This window comes from Ancylobacter sp. FA202 (assembly GCF_000380205.1).
GTDB lineage: Bacteria > Pseudomonadota > Alphaproteobacteria > Rhizobiales > Xanthobacteraceae > Ancylobacter.
Window position 1 is genome coordinate 1,121,729 of sequence record NZ_KB904818.1, and the last position, 20,679, is coordinate 1,142,407.

At 68.3% G+C, this 20,679-nt stretch carries 16 protein-coding genes; 10 read left to right on the top strand and 6 right to left on the bottom strand.

The window, feature by feature from the left end; genetic code table 11:
- Positions 1–50: 50 nt before the first annotated feature.
- A complete protein-coding gene (locus tag A3M1_RS0105065) occupies positions 51–827 on the bottom strand; it encodes a DeoR/GlpR family DNA-binding transcription regulator (RefSeq protein ID WP_018387873.1) in 777 nt (258 codons plus the stop codon).
- A gap of 521 nt (positions 828–1,348) precedes the next feature.
- Here A3M1_RS0105065 and A3M1_RS0105070 point away from each other — a divergent pair.
- From A3M1_RS0105070 to A3M1_RS0105095, 6 genes are all read left to right on the top strand, one after another.
- Entirely contained in the window at positions 1,349–1,891 is a 543-nt protein-coding gene (locus A3M1_RS0105070) for a TRAP transporter small permease subunit (RefSeq protein WP_018387874.1), read from the top strand.
- Positions 1,891–3,228, top strand: coding sequence for a TRAP transporter large permease subunit (locus A3M1_RS0105075; RefSeq protein WP_018387875.1), 1,338 nt, complete (start codon positions 1,891–1,893; stop codon positions 3,226–3,228). Before A3M1_RS0105070 ends, A3M1_RS0105075 begins: the two co-directional genes overlap by 1 nt.
- A gap of 44 nt (positions 3,229–3,272) precedes the next feature.
- Positions 3,273–4,385 (top strand): hypothetical protein, encoded by a 1,113-nt coding sequence (locus tag A3M1_RS0105080; RefSeq protein ID WP_018387876.1) that lies wholly within the window; start codon positions 3,273–3,275, stop codon positions 4,383–4,385.
- 107 nt (positions 4,386–4,492) lie between these two features.
- On the top strand, positions 4,493–5,911 hold the full coding sequence (locus tag A3M1_RS0105085) for an NAD(P)/FAD-dependent oxidoreductase (RefSeq protein WP_018387877.1): 1,419 nt from the start codon (positions 4,493–4,495) through the stop codon (positions 5,909–5,911).
- Positions 5,908–7,143, top strand: coding sequence for an FAD/NAD(P)-binding oxidoreductase (locus A3M1_RS0105090; protein WP_018387878.1), 1,236 nt, complete (start codon positions 5,908–5,910; stop codon positions 7,141–7,143). The genes A3M1_RS0105085 and A3M1_RS0105090 overlap by 4 nt, the downstream gene beginning before the upstream one ends.
- Positions 7,143–8,537 carry an FGGY family carbohydrate kinase gene (locus tag A3M1_RS0105095; protein WP_018387879.1) on the top strand — a complete coding sequence of 465 codons (1,395 nt, stop codon included), beginning with the start codon at positions 7,143–7,145 and terminating at the stop codon, positions 8,535–8,537. Before A3M1_RS0105090 ends, A3M1_RS0105095 begins: the two co-directional genes overlap by 1 nt.
- 7 nt (positions 8,538–8,544) lie before the next feature.
- Here the strand turns inward: A3M1_RS0105095 and phnF are convergent, their stop codons facing one another.
- Positions 8,545–9,321, bottom strand: coding sequence for a phosphonate metabolism transcriptional regulator PhnF (gene phnF / locus A3M1_RS0105100; RefSeq protein WP_245261577.1), 777 nt, complete (start codon positions 9,319–9,321; stop codon positions 8,545–8,547).
- A 4-nt stretch (positions 9,322–9,325) separates the two neighbouring features.
- Positions 9,326–10,528 carry an alpha-D-ribose 1-methylphosphonate 5-triphosphate diphosphatase gene (locus A3M1_RS0105105; protein ID WP_018387881.1) on the bottom strand — a complete coding sequence of 401 codons (1,203 nt, stop codon included), beginning with the start codon at positions 10,526–10,528 and terminating at the stop codon, positions 9,326–9,328.
- Between the two features lie 103 nt (positions 10,529–10,631).
- On the opposite strand from A3M1_RS0105105, the gene A3M1_RS0105110 reads away from it, so the two are divergent.
- The 4 genes from A3M1_RS0105110 to A3M1_RS0105125 all read left to right on the top strand — a co-directional run bounded on the left by A3M1_RS0105110 (position 10,632) and on the right by A3M1_RS0105125 (position 14,266).
- On the top strand, positions 10,632–11,489 hold the full coding sequence (locus tag A3M1_RS0105110; protein WP_018387882.1) for a PhnD/SsuA/transferrin family substrate-binding protein: 858 nt from the start codon (positions 10,632–10,634) through the stop codon (positions 11,487–11,489).
- 71 nt (positions 11,490–11,560) lie between these two features.
- Positions 11,561–12,424: a phosphonate ABC transporter ATP-binding protein gene (locus A3M1_RS0105115; RefSeq protein ID WP_018387883.1), complete on the top strand. Its 864-nt coding sequence runs from the start codon at positions 11,561–11,563 to the stop codon at positions 12,422–12,424.
- Positions 12,417–13,235, top strand: coding sequence for a phosphonate ABC transporter, permease protein PhnE (gene phnE, locus A3M1_RS0105120; protein WP_018387884.1), 819 nt, complete (start codon positions 12,417–12,419; stop codon positions 13,233–13,235). The genes A3M1_RS0105115 and phnE overlap by 8 nt, the downstream gene beginning before the upstream one ends.
- A gap of 80 nt (positions 13,236–13,315) precedes the next feature.
- Entirely contained in the window at positions 13,316–14,266 is a 951-nt protein-coding gene (locus A3M1_RS0105125; protein ID WP_245261578.1) for a dicarboxylate transporter/tellurite-resistance protein TehA, read from the top strand.
- A 3-nt stretch (positions 14,267–14,269) separates the two neighbouring features.
- Here the strand turns inward: A3M1_RS0105125 and treY are convergent, their stop codons facing one another.
- From treY to glgX, 3 genes are read right to left on the bottom strand one after another with little or no spacing between them, the layout of a single operon-like run.
- A complete protein-coding gene (gene treY / locus A3M1_RS0105130; RefSeq protein WP_018387886.1) occupies positions 14,270–16,804 on the bottom strand; it encodes a malto-oligosyltrehalose synthase in 2,535 nt (844 codons plus the stop codon).
- Positions 16,801–18,579 (bottom strand): malto-oligosyltrehalose trehalohydrolase, encoded by a 1,779-nt coding sequence (treZ, locus tag A3M1_RS0105135; RefSeq protein WP_018387887.1) that lies wholly within the window; start codon positions 18,577–18,579, stop codon positions 16,801–16,803. Before treZ ends, treY begins: the two co-directional genes overlap by 4 nt.
- Positions 18,576–20,639 carry a glycogen debranching protein GlgX gene (gene glgX / locus A3M1_RS0105140; protein ID WP_018387888.1) on the bottom strand — a complete coding sequence of 688 codons (2,064 nt, stop codon included), beginning with the start codon at positions 20,637–20,639 and terminating at the stop codon, positions 18,576–18,578. The genes treZ and glgX overlap by 4 nt, the downstream gene beginning before the upstream one ends.
- Positions 20,640–20,679 lie beyond the last annotated feature (40 nt).

Consider the following 20,679-nt stretch of genomic DNA (forward strand, 5'->3'; position numbering starts at 1 on the left):
CGCGCCCGCATTGACCCCGCGCAAGCCGGGGCCGCTTTCGCCCGGCGGGCTCAGTCGCGGTCGGCGACGATCAGCTCGACCCCGGCCTCGGCCAGGGCGCGGACCATGGCGTCAGAGGGTGGCAGGTCCGTCACCAGCCGGTGGATGCGCGCCAGCGGGGCGAGCTCAAACACCGCGCCGCGCTCGAACTTGCTGTGATCGGCCAGCACGGTGACGCGGTCGGCGCGCTCGATCATCGCCTTGGCGACTTCCGCCTCCTGCAGGTCGAAATCCATCACCGCATGGGTGTCGATAGCGCCGATGGTGAGCACGGCGTGGCGGGCGCGGAACTTGCCGATCTGCTCCAGCGCCAGCGGGCCGAGGCTCTCGCCGGCATCGGCGCCATAGGCGCCGCCGAGAAGGAACACCTTGTGGCTGTGATTGGCCGCCAGCGTCGCGGCGATGCGTGGCGAATTGGTGATGGCCATCAGCGCGGGCCGCGCCGCCAGCGCCTCGGCAAAGGCGATGGTGGTGCTGCCCGTGTCGATGAACAGCGATTCCTCCGACCCGAACAGCTCGCGCGCGGCAAGGGCGATGCGCTTCTTGCCGGCGGCGTTCTGCGCCATGCGCTGGGCGAAGGGCCATTCGGTATCGGGGTCCGGGCCGGTGGCGAGCGAGCGGGCGCCGCCGTGATAGCGGCGCAGATGGCCGTTGCTCTCCAGCCGGGCGAGATCGCGCCGCACCGTCTCGCGCGACACGCCGAGCCGATCGGCAAGAACCTCGACCGTCACCTCGCCGGAATCGGCGAGCAGGGCGATGATGTCCTCATGGCGCGAGGAAAGTGCCAAGCCTGTCTCCCTGCGATGCCGCCGCGAGGCGACCACCTCGCATCCAGCACCCTGCCCGTTCGGACATAGGACGCCTGATATCGGTTATGCCAGCGGAGAAAATTCGGTCAACATGGCTAGCGCTACCCGAACTGCCTGGCATGCAATGCCTTTCAATCACCCAATATGCCCGAACGGGCATAATTAGCGCCCGGCAAAGCCCTCTTCATCGGTAGTCTGTGCATAATTGAAGACCGAATGGGCAATTTAGTCAATTTTCGGGCTTCCTTTCGTATCCCGATCCGTTACAGTGTTTGCAAGCGCGGAAAAATCAAGCAAGCACAACATTAGTGCAATGCGGCGCGCGAGGGGAATGGACATGTCCGGTTTCCGGCCTTCCGGTCGCGCGCTCGTCTGGCGCCGCCGGCTGCGGCCTGCGTCCACACGGACGCGACCCGACCGTGCCGCCACCGGCGCAACGGCCCTGCGGGGGTCCGGCGCCGGCGGTGCGGGCTGGAGACCGGCAGCAACGGAGCGACAGCGTGAATGTGGAAGGTGTGAAACAGAGCGCCGGCGCCTGGCGGTTCATTAGCGCCTATGTGCGACTGACGGACCGGGTTTCGGACTATGTCGGCTATCTCGCCGCGTCGCTCGTCTTCGCCATGGGCGGCGTGCTGCTGTTCGATGCCGTGACCCGCAACCTGATCAAGATGCCGGTCCACTGGGCGGTGGAACTCACCCAGTTCATGCTCGTGGCCTATTACTTCATGGGCGGCCCGTTCACGCTGAAGAACCACGAGCATGTCCGCATGGACCTCTGGTACGCGACGCTGTCCGAGCGCGGCAAGGCGAAGATGGACCTCGCCACCGTCTGGTGCCTGATCTTCTATCTCGGCGTTCTGCTCATCGGCTCGATCTCCAGCCTGCAATACGCCATCGCCACCAATGAGAAGCGCTTCTCGATCTGGAACCCTTCGGTGATTCCGATCAAGGCCCTGCTCACGGTCTGCCTCGTGCTGATGCTGCTGCAGGCCTTTGCGCTGGTCTTCAAGCATGTCGCCACCCTGCGTGGGGAGAAGCTCTGATGACCTATGAGATGATCGCGGCGCTGATGTTCGCGTCGATGGTGCTGGCGCTGGTCAGCGGCCAGCTGGTCTTCGCCGGCATCGGCTTCGTCGCCTCCGCCGCCGCGCTGCTGCTCTATGGCCCCGGCGCGATGGACCTGCCGTTCAACCAGGTGTTCAAGCTGTTCAACTGGTACGCGATGCTGACCCTGCCCATGTTCATCTACATGGGCTACATCCTCGCGGAATCCGGCATCGCGGAGGATCTGTACCGGGCGCTGCATGTCTGGTTCGGCCGCTTCACCGGCGGCCTTGCCATCGGCACCATCTTCCTGATGGTCATCATCTCGGCGATGAACGGGCTTTCCGTCGCCGGCATGGCGATCGGCGCCACTATCGCCCTGCCGGAGATGATCCGCCGCGGCTATGACAAGGTACTGATCTCAGGCGTCATCCAGGGCGGCTCCTCGCTCGGCATCCTCATCCCGCCCTCGGTGGTGCTGGTGCTCTACGGCATGATCGCCCGCCAGCCGGTCTCCAAGCTCTGGTTCGCCGGCGTCGGGCCCGGCCTTTTGATGGCGGCGCTGTTCATCCTCTACATTTATGTCCGGGTGAAGCTGAACCCGAAGCTGGCGCCGCAGCTGACGGACGAAGAACTGAACATGCCGCTGCGCGAGAAGTTCGCGCTGGCGCGGGCGGGCATCATTCCCTTCGCCATCTTCTTCTTCATGACCGGGCTGTTCGTCTTTGGCGTCACCAGCCTGGTGGAAAGCTCGGCGGTGGGCGCCACCACGGCGACGCTGGCGGCACTCGCCAAGCGCCGGCTGAATTGGCCGGTGCTGCGCGACACCGCGCTGAAGACGCTGAACGTCTCCTGCATGTTCATGTGGCTGATCCTCGCCGCGCTCGCCTTCGGCACGGTGTTCGACGGGCTCGGCGCGGTGAAGGCGGTCGAGTTCCTGTTCGTCCAGCAATGGGACCTCAATCCCTGGACCATCATCATCATGATGCAGCTGAGCTTCATCATCATGGGGATGTTCCTCGACGACACCGCGATGCTGGTCATCGTCGCGCCGCTCTATATCCCGCTGGTCAAGGCGCTCGATCTCGGCTTCGACAACCAGCTGATCTGGTACGGCATCCTGTACACGATTACCTGCCAGATCGCCTATATCACCCCGCCCTTCGGCTACAATTTGTTCCTGATGCGCTCGCTGGCGCCGAAGGAGATTTCGCTGGTCGACATCTACAAGTCGATCTGGCCCTTCGCCGCGATCATGCTGTTCACCATCGTCATGCTGATGGTCTTCCCGCAGATCGCGCTCTGGCTTCCCGAACACATGAAAGTCAAAGGCTGATCGCAACAGCCGACCGACCCTTCCAGAAAACAGAGGAGCAACCGATGACCGACGACATCAAGAAGCCCACGCCCAAGAAGGTGGACCCCGCCGCCGACGCCATTCTCGCCACCCGCCGCAGCTTCCTCGGCAAGGCAGCGCTCGGCACTGGCGCGGCGCTGGCGACCACGACGCTGGCGGCGCCCGCCGTCATCGCCCAGGCCGGCACCATCAAATGGCGCCTGCAGACCTATTCCGGCGCCCCGCTCGGCGCCCATGTCATCAAGCCGCAGATCGACGCCTTCAACGCCGCCGCCAATGGCGCGATGGAGATCGAGCTTTATTACGCCGACCAGCTGGTCCCCACCTCTGACCTGTTCCGCGCTTTGCAGACCGGCACGCTCGACGCGGTGCAGTCGGACGAGGCGACCATGGCCTCGCCGGTCGATATCGCGGTTTTCGGCGGCTACTTCCCCTTCGCCACCCGCTACAGCCTCGATGTGCCGGCGCTGTTCCGCTATTACGGGCTGAAGGAAATCTGGGCCGAGGCCTATGCCGAGGTGCCCAACGTCACCTGGCTGTCCACCGGCGCCTGGGACCCGCTGCACATCTTCACCGTCGACAAGCCGATCAAGAGCCTTGCCGACATGGCCGGCCTGCGCGTCTTCGGCGTGCCGACCGCCGGCAAGTTCCTCTCCAAGTATGGCCTCGTGCCGGTGACGATCCCGTGGGACAACGTCGAAGTGGCGCTGCAGACCGGCGAACTCGACGGCGTCGCCTGGTGCGGCTTCACCGAAGCCTATGAAGTGGGCTGGGCCGATGTGTGCAACTACGCGCTGACCAACTCGGTCACCGGCGCCTGGTTCGGCAGCTACTTCGCCAACTCCCCGAGCTGGGCCAAGGTGCCGCCGCATCTGAAGGAACTGTTCCTGATGAGCATCGACCAGTCGCATTACTACCGCGACGTCTGGTACTGGGGCGGCGAGGCCAAGCTGCGCGTCGAGGGCAACAAGATGGAGCTGACCTCGCTGCCGCCGGCCGACTGGGCGACTGTGGTCAACGACTCCAAGGGCTTCTGGGACGAGACCGCCGCCGCCAGCCCGCGCGCGGCCCGCGTCGTCGCCGCCTTCAAGAAGTATGACGAGACCATGCAGAAGGCCGGCTACCCCTATCGCTGAGCCCCCCGCAGAGATCCCCGCCGCCCAAAGGGGTGGCGGGGACCGCGCGCCCGGACGAGCCGGCCGCGCCGTGCCGACAGGAACGTGCCGACATGGAAAGGAGCGCCATGCGCCCCGAACCGACCGCCCGTGACGAGAGCTTCGACAACGAGCGCTTCGACATTGCCGTCATCGGCGCCGGGGTCGTGGGCTGCGCGGTGGTGCGCAGGCTTGCCCTGGCCGGTGCCAAAGTGGTGCTGATCGAGAAGGGCAGCGACATCCTGTCCGGCGCCTCCAAGGCCAATAGCGCCATTCTCCACACCGGCTTCGACGCCCCGCCGGGCAGTCTGGAGCTTGAGCTGATCAAGGCCGGGCGGGAGGAATATCTCTCCCTCGGTCCCAGCATCGGCCTCGACCTGGTGAAGACCGGGGCGCTGGTCTGCGCCTGGAACGAGCTTGAGGCGGAAAAGCTGGACGCCATCGCCGCGCAGGGGCGCGAGAATGGTATCTCTAACCTGGCGCTGCTGTCGGGACCGGCGGCCCGCGCCACCATGCCCGGCCTCTCCGACCGGCTGGTGGCGGCGATCGAGGTGGCGGACGAGCACATCATCGACCCCTGGACCGCGCCGCTGGCCTATCTCACGCAAGCCGTGGCGCTGGGGGCGCATTTCCTGCGCAATGCCGAGCTGATCGGGGGGCGTTTCGACGGTGAATGGCATCTCGCGACCACCGCCGGCGCGGTGACGGCCCGCGCCGTGGTCAATACGGCCGGGCTCTATGGCGACATCGTCGACGCGCGGCTGGGCTTTACCCCGGAATTCGAGATACGCCCGCGCAAGGGCCAGTTCGTAGTCCTGGACAAGGCAGCCTACGCCCTTGTGCCGCGCATCGTGCTGCCGGTGCCGACCGAGATCACCAAGGGCGTGGTGGTCTGCCCCACCGCCTTCGGCAATGTGCTGATCGGCCCCACCGCCGAGGAACAGGAAGACCGCGTGCGTGCCACCGTCGAGACCGCGACACTGGAGGGCCTGCTGGCGCGCGGGGCGCAGATCGTACCGGCGCTGGCGGGCATGCCGGTGACGGCGGTCTATGCCGGGCTGCGGCCGGCGAGCGAGACGAAGGCCTACCGCATCTTCTGCCGGCCGGAGAAGCGCGCCGTCACGCTCGGCGGCATCCGCTCCACCGGGCTCAGCGCCGCGCTCGGGTTGGCGCAGCATGCATTGAAGCTTATCGAGGGCTTCGGCCTCTCGCTGTCCCCGGCGAGCGACGCGCCGGAACTGCGCCTGCCCAACCTCACCGAAACCTGCCCGCGCGACTGGCAGGCGCCCGACCATGGCGAGATCGTCTGCCATTGCGAAATGGTGACACGGCGCGAGATCGAGGCGGCGCTCATAAGCCCGGTGCCACCCGGCGATTTCGGCGGCGTGCGCCGGCGCACCCGCGCCGGCATGGGCCGCTGCCAGGGCTTCTACTGCAATGCGCGGCTGGCGGAGATGACGCGCGGCAAGCTGCGCGAGCCACTGGCGGTCGGGGACGAACCCTCATGAGCGACGCGGATGTCATCATCGTCGGCGGCGGGCCGGCCGGGGTGGCGGCGGCGGTGGAGCTGCGCCGGCAGGGCGTCGGCCGCGTCGTGCTGCTGGAACGCGAGGCGCAGCTCGGCGGCGCCACCCGCCATTGCAGCCATTCGCCCTTCGGCATGCTCGATTTTCACCGGGTCTATTTTGGCGCCGCCTACGGCAAGAGGCTGGAAGCGGAAGCCGCCCGCGCCGGAGTGGAGGTCCGCACCGGCCACTCCGTGGTGCGGCTCATCGCCGGAGGTCGGGTTGAGCTGGCGACGCCGCACGGCGTCGAGACGCTGCAGGCGCGGCGGCTGCTCATCGCCACCGGCGCCCGTGAGACGCCCCGCGCCGCCCGGCTGATCTCAGGCGACCGGCCGATCGGGGTGGTGACGACAGGCGCGCTCCAGTCCTATGTCGCCTTTCACGGCCTGATGCCGTTCAGGCGCCCGCTCATCGTCGGCTCGGAGCTGGTGAGCCTGTCGGCCGTGCTCACCTGCCTCAGCCATGGCGCCCGCCCCGTCGCCATGATCGAGCCCGGCCCGCACCCGCTCGCCCCGGCGCCGCTGATGTGGTTTCCCCGCGCGATGGGCATCCCGTTCCATTGCGGGGCGGAACTCCTCGACATTCATGGCGCGAGCCGGGTGGAGGATGTCACGCTGCGCCTGCGCGACGGCACCCTGCATAAGCTTGCCTGCGACGGGGTGCTGCTCACCGGACGCTTCACCCCGGAATCGGCGCTGCTGCTTCAGTCGGCCATCGGCGTCGACCCCTTCAGTGCGGGCCCGGCGATCGACCCCTATGGCCGCACCGCCGACCCTCACCTTTTTGCCGCCGGCAATCTGCTGCGCGCGGTGGAGACCGCCGGCTGGTCCTTCCGCGAGGGCCGCGCGGTCGGCCGCGCCATCGCCGAGGATCTGGCGCGCGACGCGGACGCTGGCCTCGACGGGGACGCCCTCCTCCCCGTGACCTTCGACCCGCCGGTCAAGCTCGTCGTGCCCGGCCTGATCCGGCGCGGAAACCGTGCCGCACCGGCTTTCCCGAACTTCCAGCTGCGCTTCGCGCGGCAGGCGCGCGGGCGCCTTTCGCTGGTGCTGGACGGCCGCGAAATGTGGGCGCAAGAGAAGACGTGGCGACCGGAACGTCGCATTGCCTTACCAATTCCGTCCGCCGCCCAGACGGCGGACCGCGTGCATATCGGTTTCGAGGAGAGGACCTAGTGCGTGTCGCCGCTATCGACCAGGGCACGACGTCAACCCGCTGCCTCGTCGTCGAGGCGGACGGTACCGCCTGGTTGGCCGCCAGCCTTGCCCATGGCCAGCGCCACCCCGCGCCGGGCTGGGTGGAGCACGACCCGCGCGAATTGCTGCGCAACATCCGCGCCGTGCTGGCGGCCGCTGGGCCGGTCGATGCCATCGCCCTCGCCAATCAGGGGGAGAGCTGCCTCGCCTGGGACGCGGTGAGCGGGGAAGCGCTCTCTCCCGTCATCGTCTGGCAGGATTCGCGCACCACGGACGCCCTCGCCGCCCGCTCCGAAGACGATGTGATCCGCTCACGGGCGATCTGCGGCCTGCCGCTCGATCCCTATTTCTCCGCCTCCAAGCTGGCCTGGCTGGTCGAGAACATCCCCGCCGTCGCCACCGCGCGGGCCAATGGCCGGCTCAGGCTTGGCACCACCGACGCCTATTTCCTCGATCAGCTCACCGGCACCTTCGCCACCGACCTCGCCACCGCCTCGCGCACCGGCCTGCTCGATCTTTCGACCGGCCTGTGGAGCGACGAACTCTGCGCGCTGCATGGGGTGCCGCGCACCTTCCTGCCCTGCATTCGGCCCTCCGACAGCGGCTTCGGACAGATCGACGGCGTGCCGGTGAAGGTCTCGATCGTCGACCAGCAGGCGGCCCTCTACGGTCATGGCTGCCGCGCGCCGGGCGAGGCCAAGATCACCTTCGGCACGGGCGCCTTCCTGCTGGCGGTCGCCGGCCCGGCGCGCCCCGACACCGCCGGCCTGCTGCCGACCATCGCCTGGCACCGCAAGGGCGAGGCGCCGGTCTTCGCCGTCGAGGGCGGCGTCTACGATGCCGGGGCAGCGCTGGAATGGCTGCGCCGGCTCGGCCTGTTCAGCCAGACGCACGAACTCGACGGGTTCAAGGGGCCTTCCGCCCTCAGCCGGGGGCTCGTCTTCGTGCCGGCGCTGTCGGGCCTCGCCGCGCCCTATTGGGACCGCAAGGCGGCGCCGCTGTTCATCGGCATGGAGGCGTCGACCGACCGGCGCGACATGGTCCGCGCGGCACTGGAGGGCATCGCCCTGCTCACCGTCGGGCTGATCGACGCCGCGGAACTCGGCCGCGGCAGCATCACCGACATCTCGATCGATGGCGGCCTGTCGCGGAGCCGCTGCTTCGCCGCCTTCCTCGCCGCCGCCAGCGGCCGTGCCATCAAGGTGCCGGACCTGCACGAAATGACCGCGCTGGGCCTCGCCGCGCTCTGCGGCGCCGAGACCGGCGCCGCCCGTGCCGCCTTCCGGCGCTTCGAGCCGGACGGCTCGGTCAGCGCGCAGGACCACGCCCGTTTCCGCGAGGCGGTGAAGAAGTGCCGAAACTGGCGCGCGTGAGATCGGCTCAGAATACGAAGTCGACCGAGGTCAGCAGCCAGCAGCCACGTGCCCATTCGATCCGGTTGCCGCTGGCGTCGGTGTTGATCGAACTGGTGCGGAACACCGGCGTCCCCGGGGTCAGCGCCAGCAGGCTCGCCTCGTCAGGCGTGGCGAAGCCCCCGCTGATGCGGGTCTCGGCGCGGCGGTACTTCTGGATGCCATGGGCGATGAACACATCCGTCACCGATTGGCGCCGGGAATAGACGGTGGTGAAGTCCGGCAGCAGGGCGGCGGGGAACACCTTGGTGCTGATATAGATCGGCTGGCCATCGGCTGAGCGCACGCGGCGCAGGCGCACCACCGGCGCGCCGATCGCCAGGTGCAGCTGCTCGGCGGCGGCGGCATCCGCGAACTCCTCCTCCAGCACGGTGGTCGTGGTGGTCACGGCCTTGCCGTCGGCGCGCAGGCTCTCGGCGAAGCGGCTACCGTCGCGCACCACCAGCGCCGAGGGCAGGCTGCGCACGAACACCCCCACCCCCTTGCGCGAGGTGAGGTGCCCTTCCTGCTGAAGCTGCTGCAGCGCCCGGCGCAACGTGATGCGGGTAACGCCCAGCTTCTCCGACAGATGCACCTCGCCCGGCAGCTGGCCGCCCGGCGTGAGCCAGCCGCTGTCGATCAGCGAGAGGATATAGTCGTAGATCTGCTGCCAGATCGGCGCGTCGCGGCGCGGGCGGAAGACCAGCCCGTCAAAACCCGATATGCCGTTCGCCGGCCCCGGCTGCGCCTTCACGCTCCTGTTCACGCCCTCACTCCGCTGCCTGCGCCAGGCCCGCGGACGGCCGACGCTCCAGAGCCCGGCGAGCATAGACGATTCGTCCCGCCACCAGCGTCGCCACCACTTCCGGATGCGCCATGTCGGTGGCATCGACAAGAAGGAGATCGGCCCGCCGGCCGGCCTCCAGGCTGCCGCGATCCTTGAGCCGGGCGACGCGGGCGGGATTGGCGGAGACCAGCGGCCAGTGCCGCGCCAGCGCCTCGTGGTCGCCCGCCGCCAGGGTGAAGGCGGCATAGAGCGGCGAGGGGTAGTGGTAATCGCTGGTCAGCACCGTGCAGCGCCCGGCGGCGATGGCTTCAGTCGCGCTTAGCGCGCCATTATGGCTGCCGCCACGCACCACGTTTGGCGCACCGAGGATTACGTCCTCTCCGGCGTCGCGGGCGGCCTGCGCTGTCTCCTGGTTCATCGGGAATTCGGAGGCCACCGCGCCCAGCGCCCGAAACCGCGCGCGCTCGGCCGGCGAATCCTCGTCATGGGCGAGCAGCACATTGCCGTTCGCCCGCGCACTCGCCGCCAGGCTCTCAATGGCAGCGGGCACCGCGTCCCGCGCGCCCCACACCCGGTCGAGCAGCGTCATGTAGTCCTCGCGGCTGAGACCGGAACGTTCCGCCATCTGGCCGATCTTGCGGGCGATGGTGCCCTTGAGCACGGAGCCTGTCGTGTGGTCGTTGAAGGCGAGGATCGGCGCGGGGGTGAGCGCCAGCCATTCCCGCACCTCCTCCAGCGCCTCCAGCGCGAAGGTTTCCCAGCGCAGATGCAGCCGGGTGTCGCAGGCCAGCCCCTCGCGCAACGCGAGCAGCGTGGCGACGAAGCTGCGCGCGGCTTCCACCGAGCGCAGGCCCGGCTCCCAGGAGATGGTAACGCCGTGAAAAGCGGTGGTGACGCCGTTCGCCACCAGCTGGCGGTCGGTGTCGCGCAAAGCGAGCGTCATGTCGAAGCGCACGCCCGGGCGGGGCATGATGTGACGCTCGAAGGCGTCGCCGTGAATGTCGACGATGCCCGGCAGCACCAGCAGGCCGCGCGCGTCGATCACCCGCTCGGGAGCGGGGTCGGGAGCGGGGTCGGGAGCGGCGTCGTGCGCCTCCCCGGCGATGCGCCCACCACTCACCACCACCGGCCGGTCGCTCCACTGGCCGCTCCGGAGCGCCCGCCCATTCTCGATCCGCACACTCATCATCCGCCTCGGCACCCCTAAGCCACTGTCATGGACACGTCATACGCTGTCTATACAGATAACCGTAGTCCACAGTTCCTGTCTATACAGCAAGGGGCACAAAATGTTTCGCAAGCTTGTTTCCGCCCTCGCCATTACCCTGGCGACGGCCTTCGCGGCGACGGCCGAACCGGTTCGTTTCGCTGTCACCGACATTGAAGGCCTGGAGGCGCTGCAGCAGGAGTTCGGCGGCTTCCAGAAGGAGCTTTCCAAGCTCACCGGCCTCGATATCGAGCTGATCCCGGTCAGCTCCCGCACCGCCGCCGTCGAGGCGATGAATTCCGGCCATGTCGAGCTCGTGCTCACCGGCCCGGCCGAATATGTGGTCATGAAGGAGCTTAGCGACCCGCGCATCGTCGTCGCCTGGCAGCGCCCGGACTATTTCGCGCAGATCGCCGTGCTGGCCAACGGCCCGATCCGCACCATCGACGACCTAAAGGGCAAGAAGGTCTCCTTCGGCTCGGTCGGTTCGACCTCGCAGCATCTCGGCCCGGCGCAGGTGCTGGCCGATTTCGGCATCATGTATGGCAAGGATTATGACGGCGTCATCATCTCCCGCAACGTGGCGGCGGAAGCGCTGATCCGTGGCGACATCGCCGCCATCGGCCTGAACTATGGCCACCTCAACTCGATCCGCAAGGCGTTCCCCAACGCCGCCTTCGCCGTCGTCGCCCGTGGCCGCGACCTGCCCAACGACATCCTCGTCGCCCGCAAGGACATTCCCGAAGAGGTGTTCGTGAAGGTGCGCGAGGCCTTCCTCAAGCACGGCAACGAGCTGATGAACGCCGTGCTCAAGGGCGAGGACAATCAGAAGTTCAAGGGCGGCATCTTCATCACCGACGTGAAGGACAGCGACTACGACTATGTCCGCTCGATGTACCGCACCATTGGCATCGAGAATTTCGGTTCCTTCATCAACTGAACCCCTCACCCCAGCGCCGGACGGGCCTCGCTCCCGTCCGGCGCTTCTTTTCGTTCGTGATGGAGGCCGCCATGGAGCGCGTTCCGACCGAGCACGTTCCCGTGCCGCCCCTCGCCGGTCTGCGCCCGGCCAACACCGGCAATCCCGAGATCGGCCCGCTGGTGAAGTCGGTAGCGCCGGTCCTCGCCCCGCAGATCATCGGCGCGCGCGGCCTCGCCAAGACCTATCCCAACGGCCAGGCGGTGTTCGCCGGGGTCGATCTCGACATCCGCGCCGACCAGCGCGTGGCACTGATCGGCTCCAATGGCGCTGGCAAGTCGACCCTGCTCAAATGCCTGATCGGCCTTCTGCCCTCGACCCATGGCGAGATCACCACGCTGGGGGAGCGCTTCATGGCCGCCCCCAGCGCCGCGCAGCTGACCCGGCTGCGCCGGCAGATCGGCTTCGTGTTCCAGAATCATGGTCTGGTCGGGCGGCAATCTGTGCTGACCAATGTCATCCAGGGCAAGCTCGGCCTGCCCGGCAGCTGGCGAGCCTTCCACCACGCCCTCGCCCGGCAGGAATGGCGCGAGGAGGCGATGGCGGTGCTGGCCGAGGTGCGCCTCGCCGACAAGGCGAGCGCCCGCGCCGACCAGCTTTCCGGCGGGCAGGCCCAGCGCGTCGCCATCGCCCGCGCGCTGATCCGCCGCCCGCGCCTGCTGATCGCCGACGAGCCGGCCGCCAGCCTCGACCCGGCGGTGGGGCGCGACATCATGCGGATCTTCTCCGAGCTCGCCCGCGATCACGGCATCACCCTCGTCTACACCACCCACGACATGCAGCACGCGCTCGACTATTCCGACCGCATCGTCGCACTCAAAGACGGCAAGGTGCATTTCGACCGGCCCACTATGCGGGTTTCCCTGCGCGATATGGATGGCGTCTTCCATGGTTAGCACCCCCTCGGCCACCCTGCCCCGCACGCTTCCCCCCTCGCGCCTGCCCGCGATCTCGCCGCTGTCCTTCACCATTCTGGTGGTGGTCGGGGCGCTGTTCCTCGTCTCGATGGGCCAGGTCGCTCCCTCGCCGGAAAAGCTCGCCAACGGCCTGCCGCGCATGGCGGAGCTGGTGGGGCGGATGCTGCCGCCCAACACCGAACCCGGCTTTCTCCAGCGCATGGGCTGGCGCATTCTGGAGACGCTGCAGATCGCGCTGGTCGGCACCGTCTTCGGCGTCATCATCAGCCTGCCGATGGGCTGGCTGGCGGCGCGGGGCATCTCCCCGCTCGGCGCCTTCCGGCATTTTCCGCGCGCGCTGATCTCGCTGTTCCGCACCGTGCCCGATCTCGTCTGGGCGCTGCTGTTCGTCTCGACGCTGGGCCTTGGCGCGGTGGCCGGCACGATGACCATCGTCGTCGACACGATCGGCTTTTGCGGCCGCTTCTTCGCCGAGGCGATGGAGGAGGCCGACAAGAAGCCGCAGGAGGCGCTGCACGCCATCGGCGCCAACCGCGTCACCGTGCTGTGCGGGGCGATCCTGCCCGACGTGATGCCGACGCTGATCAACTCCTCGCTGTTCGCGCTGGAAAAGGCCGTGCGTGCCTCCGTCGTGCTCGGCCTCGTCGGCGCCGGCGGCATCGGGCAGGAGCTGAAAGTGGCGTTCGACCTGTTTCAGTACCGCAACGCCTCGGCGATCATCCTCGCCATCTTCATCATCGTGCTGGCGATGGAATTCCTCACCGACCGGCTGCGGGCGAAGTTCCAATAGGCGGGCGGAAGGTGCATTCCGCCCCCACTCTGGGGTAAGTGTCGCGCCTCAAGCGACAGGTGCCCCCCGACGTGACCGCCGTGACCTCCCTTCTCCTCACCATGCGCCCTATGTTCTTCGGCAGCGTGCTCGGCATTGGCGGCCTCGCCAATGGCTGGCGCATGGCGACGCGACTGTGGGGCGCGCCTGTCCTGATCGGCGAGACGCTCGCGGTGCTCGCCTTCGGGCTCTGGCTGCTGTGGAGCGTGCTCTACGGCTTGAAATGGCTGGTCCATCCCGGCGTGGCGCGGGAGGAGCTGAACCACCCCGCCCAGGGGCTCATCGCCGCGCTGGCACCGGTTTCCACCCTGATCGCCGCCATCGCCATCGGCCCGCATGTGCCGCTGCTCGGCTGGAGTCTGTTCATTCTGGGGGCGGCGGGCGTTGTCCTCTATGCCGCCTGGAGCGTCGGTGGCCTGTGGCAGGGCGGGCGGATGCCGCAGGAGGTGACGCCGATCCTCTATCTCCCCACCGTCGGCGGCGGGCTGGTCGGCGCCATCGCCTGCGCCACCTTCGGCCAGACCGCGCTCGGCTGGATGTTCTTCGGCATGGGGGTGATGTCGTGGCTGTCGATGGAATCGGTGTTCCTCACCCGCCTGTTCCAGCACGCGCTGCCGGCCGCGCAGCGCTCCAGCCTCGGCATGGAACTGGCGCCGCCGGCGGTCGCCTGCGTCGCCTATCTCTCGCTGACGCCGGGGCCGGCGGACAAGGTGGCGCTCGCTCTGTTCGGCTATGGCTGTTTTCTGGCGCTGGTGATGGCGCGACTTGTGCCATGGCTGCGCCAGCAGCCCTTCGGCCCCGGCGCCTGGGGCTACACCTTCGGCGTCGCCACCCTGCCGCTCGCGGCGCTGAAGCTCACGGAACAGGGCGCGGGCGAGCCGGTGACGCAGATGGCGCTGGCGCTGTTCATCGCCGGCAACGCCATCATCGGCTGGATCGCGCTGCGCAGCCTCGTCAAGGTGGTCGCCTTCTTCAAGGCGCCGAGAGGCTGACCCTCACGCCGGGCCACTTTCCGCCAGCAGGTATGGCGCGTCGGCGCTGAAGACGTGGCCGTCCACCTGCCGCCAGCCATCGCCAATCCACGCGCCAAGCCATTCGGTAAGGTCATCCAGCGGTGCGCCTGGCGCCGGGATCCGGGTCGGCAGCACCACCCGCACGGCATGCGCCCCCTGCCGGCGCTCGAAGCCGAACCAGCCCCAGGGAGAGGGCGCGATCTCAAGCCGGCGATAATCGCCCCGCATCAGCGCCGGGTTGCGGGCGCGCAGCGCCAGCAGGTCCCGCGTCAGCGCGAAAGTCGCGGCATCGTCGGGGTCGAGCGCGGCCGTATTCCCCGCCAGTGCCTGCGCCCGCGCCGCCCAGTCCACCGGGCGACGGTTGTCGGGGTCGACCAGCGAGAAATCGCGAAGCTCCGTGCCCTGATAGATGTCGGGCGTGCCCGGCAGCGTCTGCTGGAGAATAATCTGACCGAGCCCGACCAAGCGTCCGGCGGGAGCAAGCTCGCCCACAAACGCCTCGAGCCGGGCGCGGAATTCCGCCGCTTCCGGCGCCTCGACCAGAGCGCGGGCAAAGCCGAGGCTCGCCGCTTCATAGGCCTCGTTCGGGGTTTCCCAATTGCTGTGGCGCTTGGCCTCGCGCAGCGCCTTGGTGAGATAGGTCTCCATCCGCTCCGGCGTGATCGGCCAGGCGGAAACCAGCGTCTGCAGGATCATATGCGCGTCGAGCGCGTCGGGCATCGCGATGCCCGCCTCCTCACGCCGCAGCGGGACGGTGAGCGCTTCGGCCGCCTCGCAGAACGCCAGCCACGCCTCGGGCCTGCCGCTCAGCGCGGCGAGGCGCGCGCGCGGGCCGGGGCCGCGCTTGGTGTCATGCGTCGCCAGCGGGATGAGGTCGACCGCGCCGTCCCTGGCGCGCGCCTCACAAAGCGCGTGCATCTCCTGCGCGCTGCGGGCGGGATGGTCGAGGCTGCCGCCGACTTCATTGGCGCAGAGCAGCACGGGATAGCGGTACAGTTCCGTATCCTCGAAGCCCTTGGCCATGGCCGGGCCGCTGAGCTGCTGGAAGCGCGAGCGGAATTCATGGTCGCTCGGCCGCTCCGGGCTCTCCAGCCGGCGGAGCAGCAGCGCCGCCGCCGCCGCAGTGAGCGGGTTCTCCGTCGCCTCGATACGGGTGCGGATCTCCTGCCAGATCGCGACATCCTCCGCCTCATGGCCTTTGGGGGTCGCATAGGAGCGATAGACCGGGCAATGGGCGAGCAGCGCCACCACCCCGTCGCGGATCGCCGTGTTGGTGAGGTCGCCGGCGGTCATGGCCTCGTCCAGCCCCTCGCGCGCGAGCATGGCCAGAATGTCGACCTCGGCCTTGAGGCTCGCCTCCAGCACCTGCCGCTTGGCGCCCGCCAGCCGCTCGGGCAGCGCGCCGACGAGAAGGTGACGCGCCCGCAGCGCCGCCTCGAAGGCGCCATAGCCCTCCGGATCGACGAAAAGCGCGTTGATGTCGTTCAGCCGCTCATAGCCGGTGGTGCCCTCGATCGGCCAGGGACGCAGCACCTCGCCCGGCTCCAGGATCTTCTCGACCAGCAGGGGGACATCAGGACCCACCGCGGCCCGCAGCCGGTCGCAATAGCCGGCAGGGTCGACCAGCCCGTCAATATGGTCAATCCGCAGCCCATGCACGAGCCCGCGAGTGATCAGCGCCAGCGGCAGGCGGTGGACGAGGTCGAACACCTCGGGGTCCTCCACCCGCACGCCGGCAAGATCAGTGATGTTGAAGAAGCGGCGGTAATTGAGATCATGCGCCGCCGTGCGCCACCAGGCGAGGCGCCAGTGCTGCGCCTCCAGCACGGCGGCAAGGTCCGCCTGCGCCAGCGCCACCTCCAGCGCCTGGCGCGCGGCGGCGTCGAGGGCGGTGAAAACGGCGCGGGCCGCGCCTCTTCCGGTGTCGTCCGATCCGCCCTCCACCACGGCGAAGCAATCGGCAGCGGCCGTGAGGCCGGCCGCGCGCAGCAGCCCCGCCACGCTTTCCGCCCGCAGCGGAAAGACGTGGTCGGCATAGGCGACATTGACGCGCCCGAGATCGTAATCGGCGCGCAGCGACAGCGCCCCGGACTCCAACGTCGCCTTGAGCGGGTCGCCCAGCACCGGCAGCAGCAGCCGGCCGCTTTCCCATTTCACATCGAACACGCGCGCGGCGGCCGAGCCCGGGCCGGCTTCCATCATGTCGAGCCAGAACGGGTTGTGGCTGGAAGCCGCCATGTGGTTCGGCACGATGTCGAGCACCACGCCCATGCCCCGCGCCGCCAGCGCGCCGGCGAGAGCCTCAAAACCCGCCTCCCCGCCCAGCTCCGGATTGATCCGGGTCGGATCGGCGACATCATAGCCATGGGTCGAGCCCGGCACCGCCGTGGTGATCGGCGAGGCATAGAGGTGGCTCACACCCAGGTCGGCGAGATAGGGCACCAGCGCCTGCGCATCCGCAAAGGTGAAGCCGCGATGGAACTGCAGCCGATAGGTAGCGCGAAGGGCGGGGTTCATGCGCGGGCAAGGCTCCAGAGGGCGGCCGCGAAGGGGTCGAGCGTCAGCTGCCCTTCCGCCTCGTGGATGACGCCGCCAATGCTGGCGCCCGCCGGCATGCCGGAGAATGTGGTCTGCGGGTCGATCCGCACGCGCTCCTTGCCTCCATTCAGCACCATCACCAGCGTGCCGGCGCCATAGTGCCAGGCGACGCGCAGCGCCTCGCCGGTCCGGCTCAACTCGCTGCCGCGATAGGGGCTGGCGGTGAGCGGCCAGACCAGCCGACGGCGCTGCTCAGCCAGACGGTGAAAAGCGTCGAGCTCCGCCCGCGCCTGCGGGGTGCGCATGTCCTCGGGCTTCAGCTTGGCTGCAAGGAAAGTCGCCTCGCTCAGCGGGTCGGGGAAGCTCTCGCCATGGGCGTCGAAAAAATCGGCGAACTCGCTGCGGCGGCCCTTGCGCACCGCGTCCGCCAGCTCGCCCTCGAAATCGCAGAAGAACGGGAAGGGCGTGGGCAGCAGCGCTTCCTCGCCCTGGAACAGCAGCGGGATTTCCGGCGAGAGCATCAGCACGAAGCGCAGGAAGGCCAGCCGCTCCGGCGCCAGCGTCCCGGCGAGCCGGTCGCCGAGCGGGCGGTTGCCGATATGGTCGTGATTCTGCACGAAGCTGACAAAGGCGTCCGGGGCGAGGTCGGCGCAGGGCGTGCCGCGCGGATGCCCGCCCTCGCCCGGATAGGGTTCGCCCTGGAAGACGAAGCCCTCGGCGAGCGCCCGCCCGGCGGAGGCCACCGCGTCCCGGGCATAGGGGGCGTAATAGCCGGTGCGCTCGCCGCTGCCGAGCACATGGAAGGCGTGGTGCCAGTCATCATTCCACTGAGCGGTGAACAGATGCTCCTCGCGCGTCAGCCAGCCGGCAATGTTGTCGTGGTTCTCCAGCACCAGCCACGCATCCGGGCGCACCGCACGGCAGGCGGCCGCGATCTCGCGCAGGAAGGTCTCGGCGCCGCCGGTCGCGAGCGCATGCACCGCGTCGAAGCGCAGCCCGTCAAAGCCGAAATCGGCCAGCCAATAGGCGGCGTTCTCGGTGAAGAAGGCCCGCACAATGGGGTTCTCCAGGTCGATCGCCGGGCCCCAGGGGGTGTGGATATCCTCGCGGAAGAAGGACTTGCCGTAGAGCGGCAGGTAGTTCCCGCTCGGGCCGAAATGGTTGTAGACCACATCCAGCATCACGCCGAGCCCGCGCTCATGGGCGGCGTCGATAAGGGCGCGCAGATCGTCTGGCGTGCCATAGGCGGTGTCGGGGGCGTAGAGCAGCACCCCGTCATAGCCCCAGTTGCGCCGGCCGGGAAAATCGGCGACCGGCATCAGCTCGATCACGGTGAAGCCGGCGTCGCGGTAATGGTCGAGCCGCTCGATCAGCGCCCGGAACGTGCCTTCCGGCGTCGCCGTGCCGACATGCACCTCGGCGATAACAGCCTCATGCCAGGGGCGCGGCACCCCGCCCGCCGACATCGCGACCGGCGCCGCTGTGAGGCTCCAGCCATCGGCGTCCTCCGCCTGCCCGCGCGAGGCGGGATCGGGGACGGCGACCGCCCCCTCCCCTTCGCCGATGCGGAAGCGATAGCGCGTGCCCGCGTTGAGCCCATCGATGGCGGCGGTGAAGAAGCCATCGCCGGCCTTGTCCATGGCCTTGGGCGCGGCGCCGTCGATTTCCACGCTCACATGGCCCGCATCCGGCGCGTAGAGGCGGAAGCGTGTGGCCGTGCCGTCGAGGATCGGTCCGAAGCGGGTGCTGTTCATGCGCGCCATTCCCAGACGATGAGCGTGCGGCCCGGCACGCCGAAGCTTCCACCGCCCTCAAGGCTGGAGCCTTCCAGGTCGTCGCCGGTGGCGAGGATTGCCTCCCAGCGGCCGGACTGCACCGGCGGGGCGACGAAATCGACGTCGACATGCGAGGCGTTGAGCATGATCACCAGCGAGGGCTCCTCCGGCAGCACCGGGGCGAGGCGCAGGGTGATGCATTTGGAGTGCGGGTCGGCCCAGTTCTCCTCGGTCATCCGGGTGCCGCCATTATTGAACCAGGCGACATCGGGCTGGCCCATCTCATTGCGCGAGCCGGTGAGGAATTCCGGCCGCGAGAGGCAGGAATGCGTCTTGCGGATCTCGGCGAGGCGGGCGACGAAGTCAGGCAGTTCCGGGTCGTCATCCGACCAGTCGACCCAGCCGATCTCGTTGTCCTGGCAATAGGCGTTGTTATTGCCGCCCTGCGAGTTGGAACGCTCGTCGCCGGCCAGCAGCATCGGCACGCCCTGGCTGAGGAACAGCGTGGCGATCAAATTGCGCTTCTGCCGGCGGCGCAGCGCGTTGATGGCGGGATCGTCGGTCTCGCCTTCGACGCCGCAGTTCCAGCTCTTATTGTCGTCATGGCCGTCACGGCCATCCTCGCCATTGGCCTCATTGTGCTTATCGTTATAGGTGACGAGGTCGTGCAGGGTGAAACCGTCATGGGCGGTGATGAAGTTGAGGCTCGACCAGGGCCGGCGGCGGCCTTCCGAGAAGATGTCCTGCGAGGCGGCGAAGCGGGTGGCGAAGCTCGGCAGCAGCCCCTCGGAGCCACACCAGAACTCGCGCACCGTGTCGCGGTAATCGCCGTTCCATTCGGAGAAGCCGGGCGGGAACGCGCCGAGCTGGTAGCCGCCGGGGCCGACATCCCACGGCTCGGCGATCAGCTTCAGGCCACCGAGGGTGGGATCCTGAAGGATCGCGTTGAAGAAGGCATGACCGGAATCGAAGCCTTCCGGCCGGCGGCCGAGCGTGGTGGCGAGATCGAAGCGGAACCCGTCAATGCCGTAGATCGAGGCCCACATGCGAAGCGAGTCCATCACCATCTGCAGCACGCGGGGATGGTCGGTATTGACCGAATTGCCGCAGCCGGTGAGGTCGTCATAATAGCGGCCATTGCCAGGCAGCAGCCGGTAATAGGACGCGTTGTCGATGCCCTTGAAGGAGAGCGTCGGACCGAGATGATTGCCCTCGCAGGTGTGGTTGTAGACCACGTCGAGAATGATCTCGATCCCCGCCTGGTGCAGCCGGTCCACCGCCTCGCCGATGGCGTCGAGCCCGTCCTCGCCGAGATAGCGCGGCTCCGGCGCGAAGAAGTTCAGCGTGTTGTAGCCCCAGTAATTGGCGAGGCCCCGGTCGAGCAGATGCCGGTCCTGGGTAAAGGCATGAACGGGGAGCAGTTCCACCGCAGTGACGCCGAGCTTGGCGATGTAGTCGATGAACTCGGGCTGACCGAGCGCGGTGAAGGTGCCGCGAATGGATTCCGGCACCAGCGGGTGGCGCATGGTCAGCCCGCGCACATGGCCCTCATAGATCACCGTCTTGGCCCAGGAGATGCGCGGGTGCTGGGTCGCGGCCATCGGCGTGCCGGCGACGACACGGGCCTTCGGCATGAAGGCGGCGCTGTCGCGCTCGTCCATGATCAGGTCGGCGTCGTCGCCGGCGCCGATCGTGTAGCCATAGAGCGCGTCATGCCACTTGATGTCGCCCACCAGCATGCGGGCATAGGGGTCGAGCAGCAGCTTGTTCGGGTTGAAGCGATGGCCCGCCTCCGGCGCCCACGGCCCGTGCACGCGCCAGCCATAGACCTGCCCGCGCCCGACGCCGGGGAGATAGCAGTGCCAGACGCCATTGGTGCATTCGTGCAGGTCGATCCGCTCAAGCTCCGTGTCGCCATAGCGATCGAACAGGCACAGCGTCACCCCGACCGCATTGTCGGAGAACAGCGCAAAATTCGTCCCTCTCCCGTCGACCGTCACGCCGAGCGGAAAGGCGGAGCCAGGCAGTATCTTGCGCATGATGGGGTTCACCGTCAGGAGAGAAAAAGGCAAGGAAAGC

What these genes read in the sequence shown, in the direction of transcription:
- A3M1_RS0105075 (WP_018387875.1), top strand. Translation starts at nt 1,891, where the DNA reads ATGACCTATGAGATGATCGCGGCGCTGATGTTCGCGTCGATGGTGCTG.
- A3M1_RS0105080 (WP_018387876.1), top strand. Translation starts at nt 3,273, where the DNA reads ATGACCGACGACATCAAGAAGCCCACGCCCAAGAAGGTGGACCCCGCC.
- A3M1_RS0105085 (WP_018387877.1), top strand. Translation starts at nt 4,493, where the DNA reads ATGCGCCCCGAACCGACCGCCCGTGACGAGAGCTTCGACAACGAGCGC.
- A3M1_RS0105090 (WP_018387878.1), top strand. Translation starts at nt 5,908, where the DNA reads ATGAGCGACGCGGATGTCATCATCGTCGGCGGCGGGCCGGCCGGGGTG.
- A3M1_RS0105105 (WP_018387881.1), bottom strand. Translation starts at nt 10,528, where the DNA reads ATGAGTGTGCGGATCGAGAATGGGCGGGCGCTCCGGAGCGGCCAGTGG.
- A3M1_RS0105110 (WP_018387882.1), top strand. Translation starts at nt 10,632, where the DNA reads ATGTTTCGCAAGCTTGTTTCCGCCCTCGCCATTACCCTGGCGACGGCC.
- A3M1_RS0105115 (WP_018387883.1), top strand. Translation starts at nt 11,561, where the DNA reads ATGGAGCGCGTTCCGACCGAGCACGTTCCCGTGCCGCCCCTCGCCGGT.
- phnE (WP_018387884.1), top strand. Translation starts at nt 12,417, where the DNA reads ATGGTTAGCACCCCCTCGGCCACCCTGCCCCGCACGCTTCCCCCCTCG.
- treY (WP_018387886.1), bottom strand. Translation starts at nt 16,804, where the DNA reads ATGAACCCCGCCCTTCGCGCTACCTATCGGCTGCAGTTCCATCGCGGC.
- treZ (WP_018387887.1), bottom strand. Translation starts at nt 18,579, where the DNA reads ATGAACAGCACCCGCTTCGGACCGATCCTCGACGGCACGGCCACACGC.
- glgX (WP_018387888.1), bottom strand. Translation starts at nt 20,639, where the DNA reads ATGCGCAAGATACTGCCTGGCTCCGCCTTTCCGCTCGGCGTGACGGTC.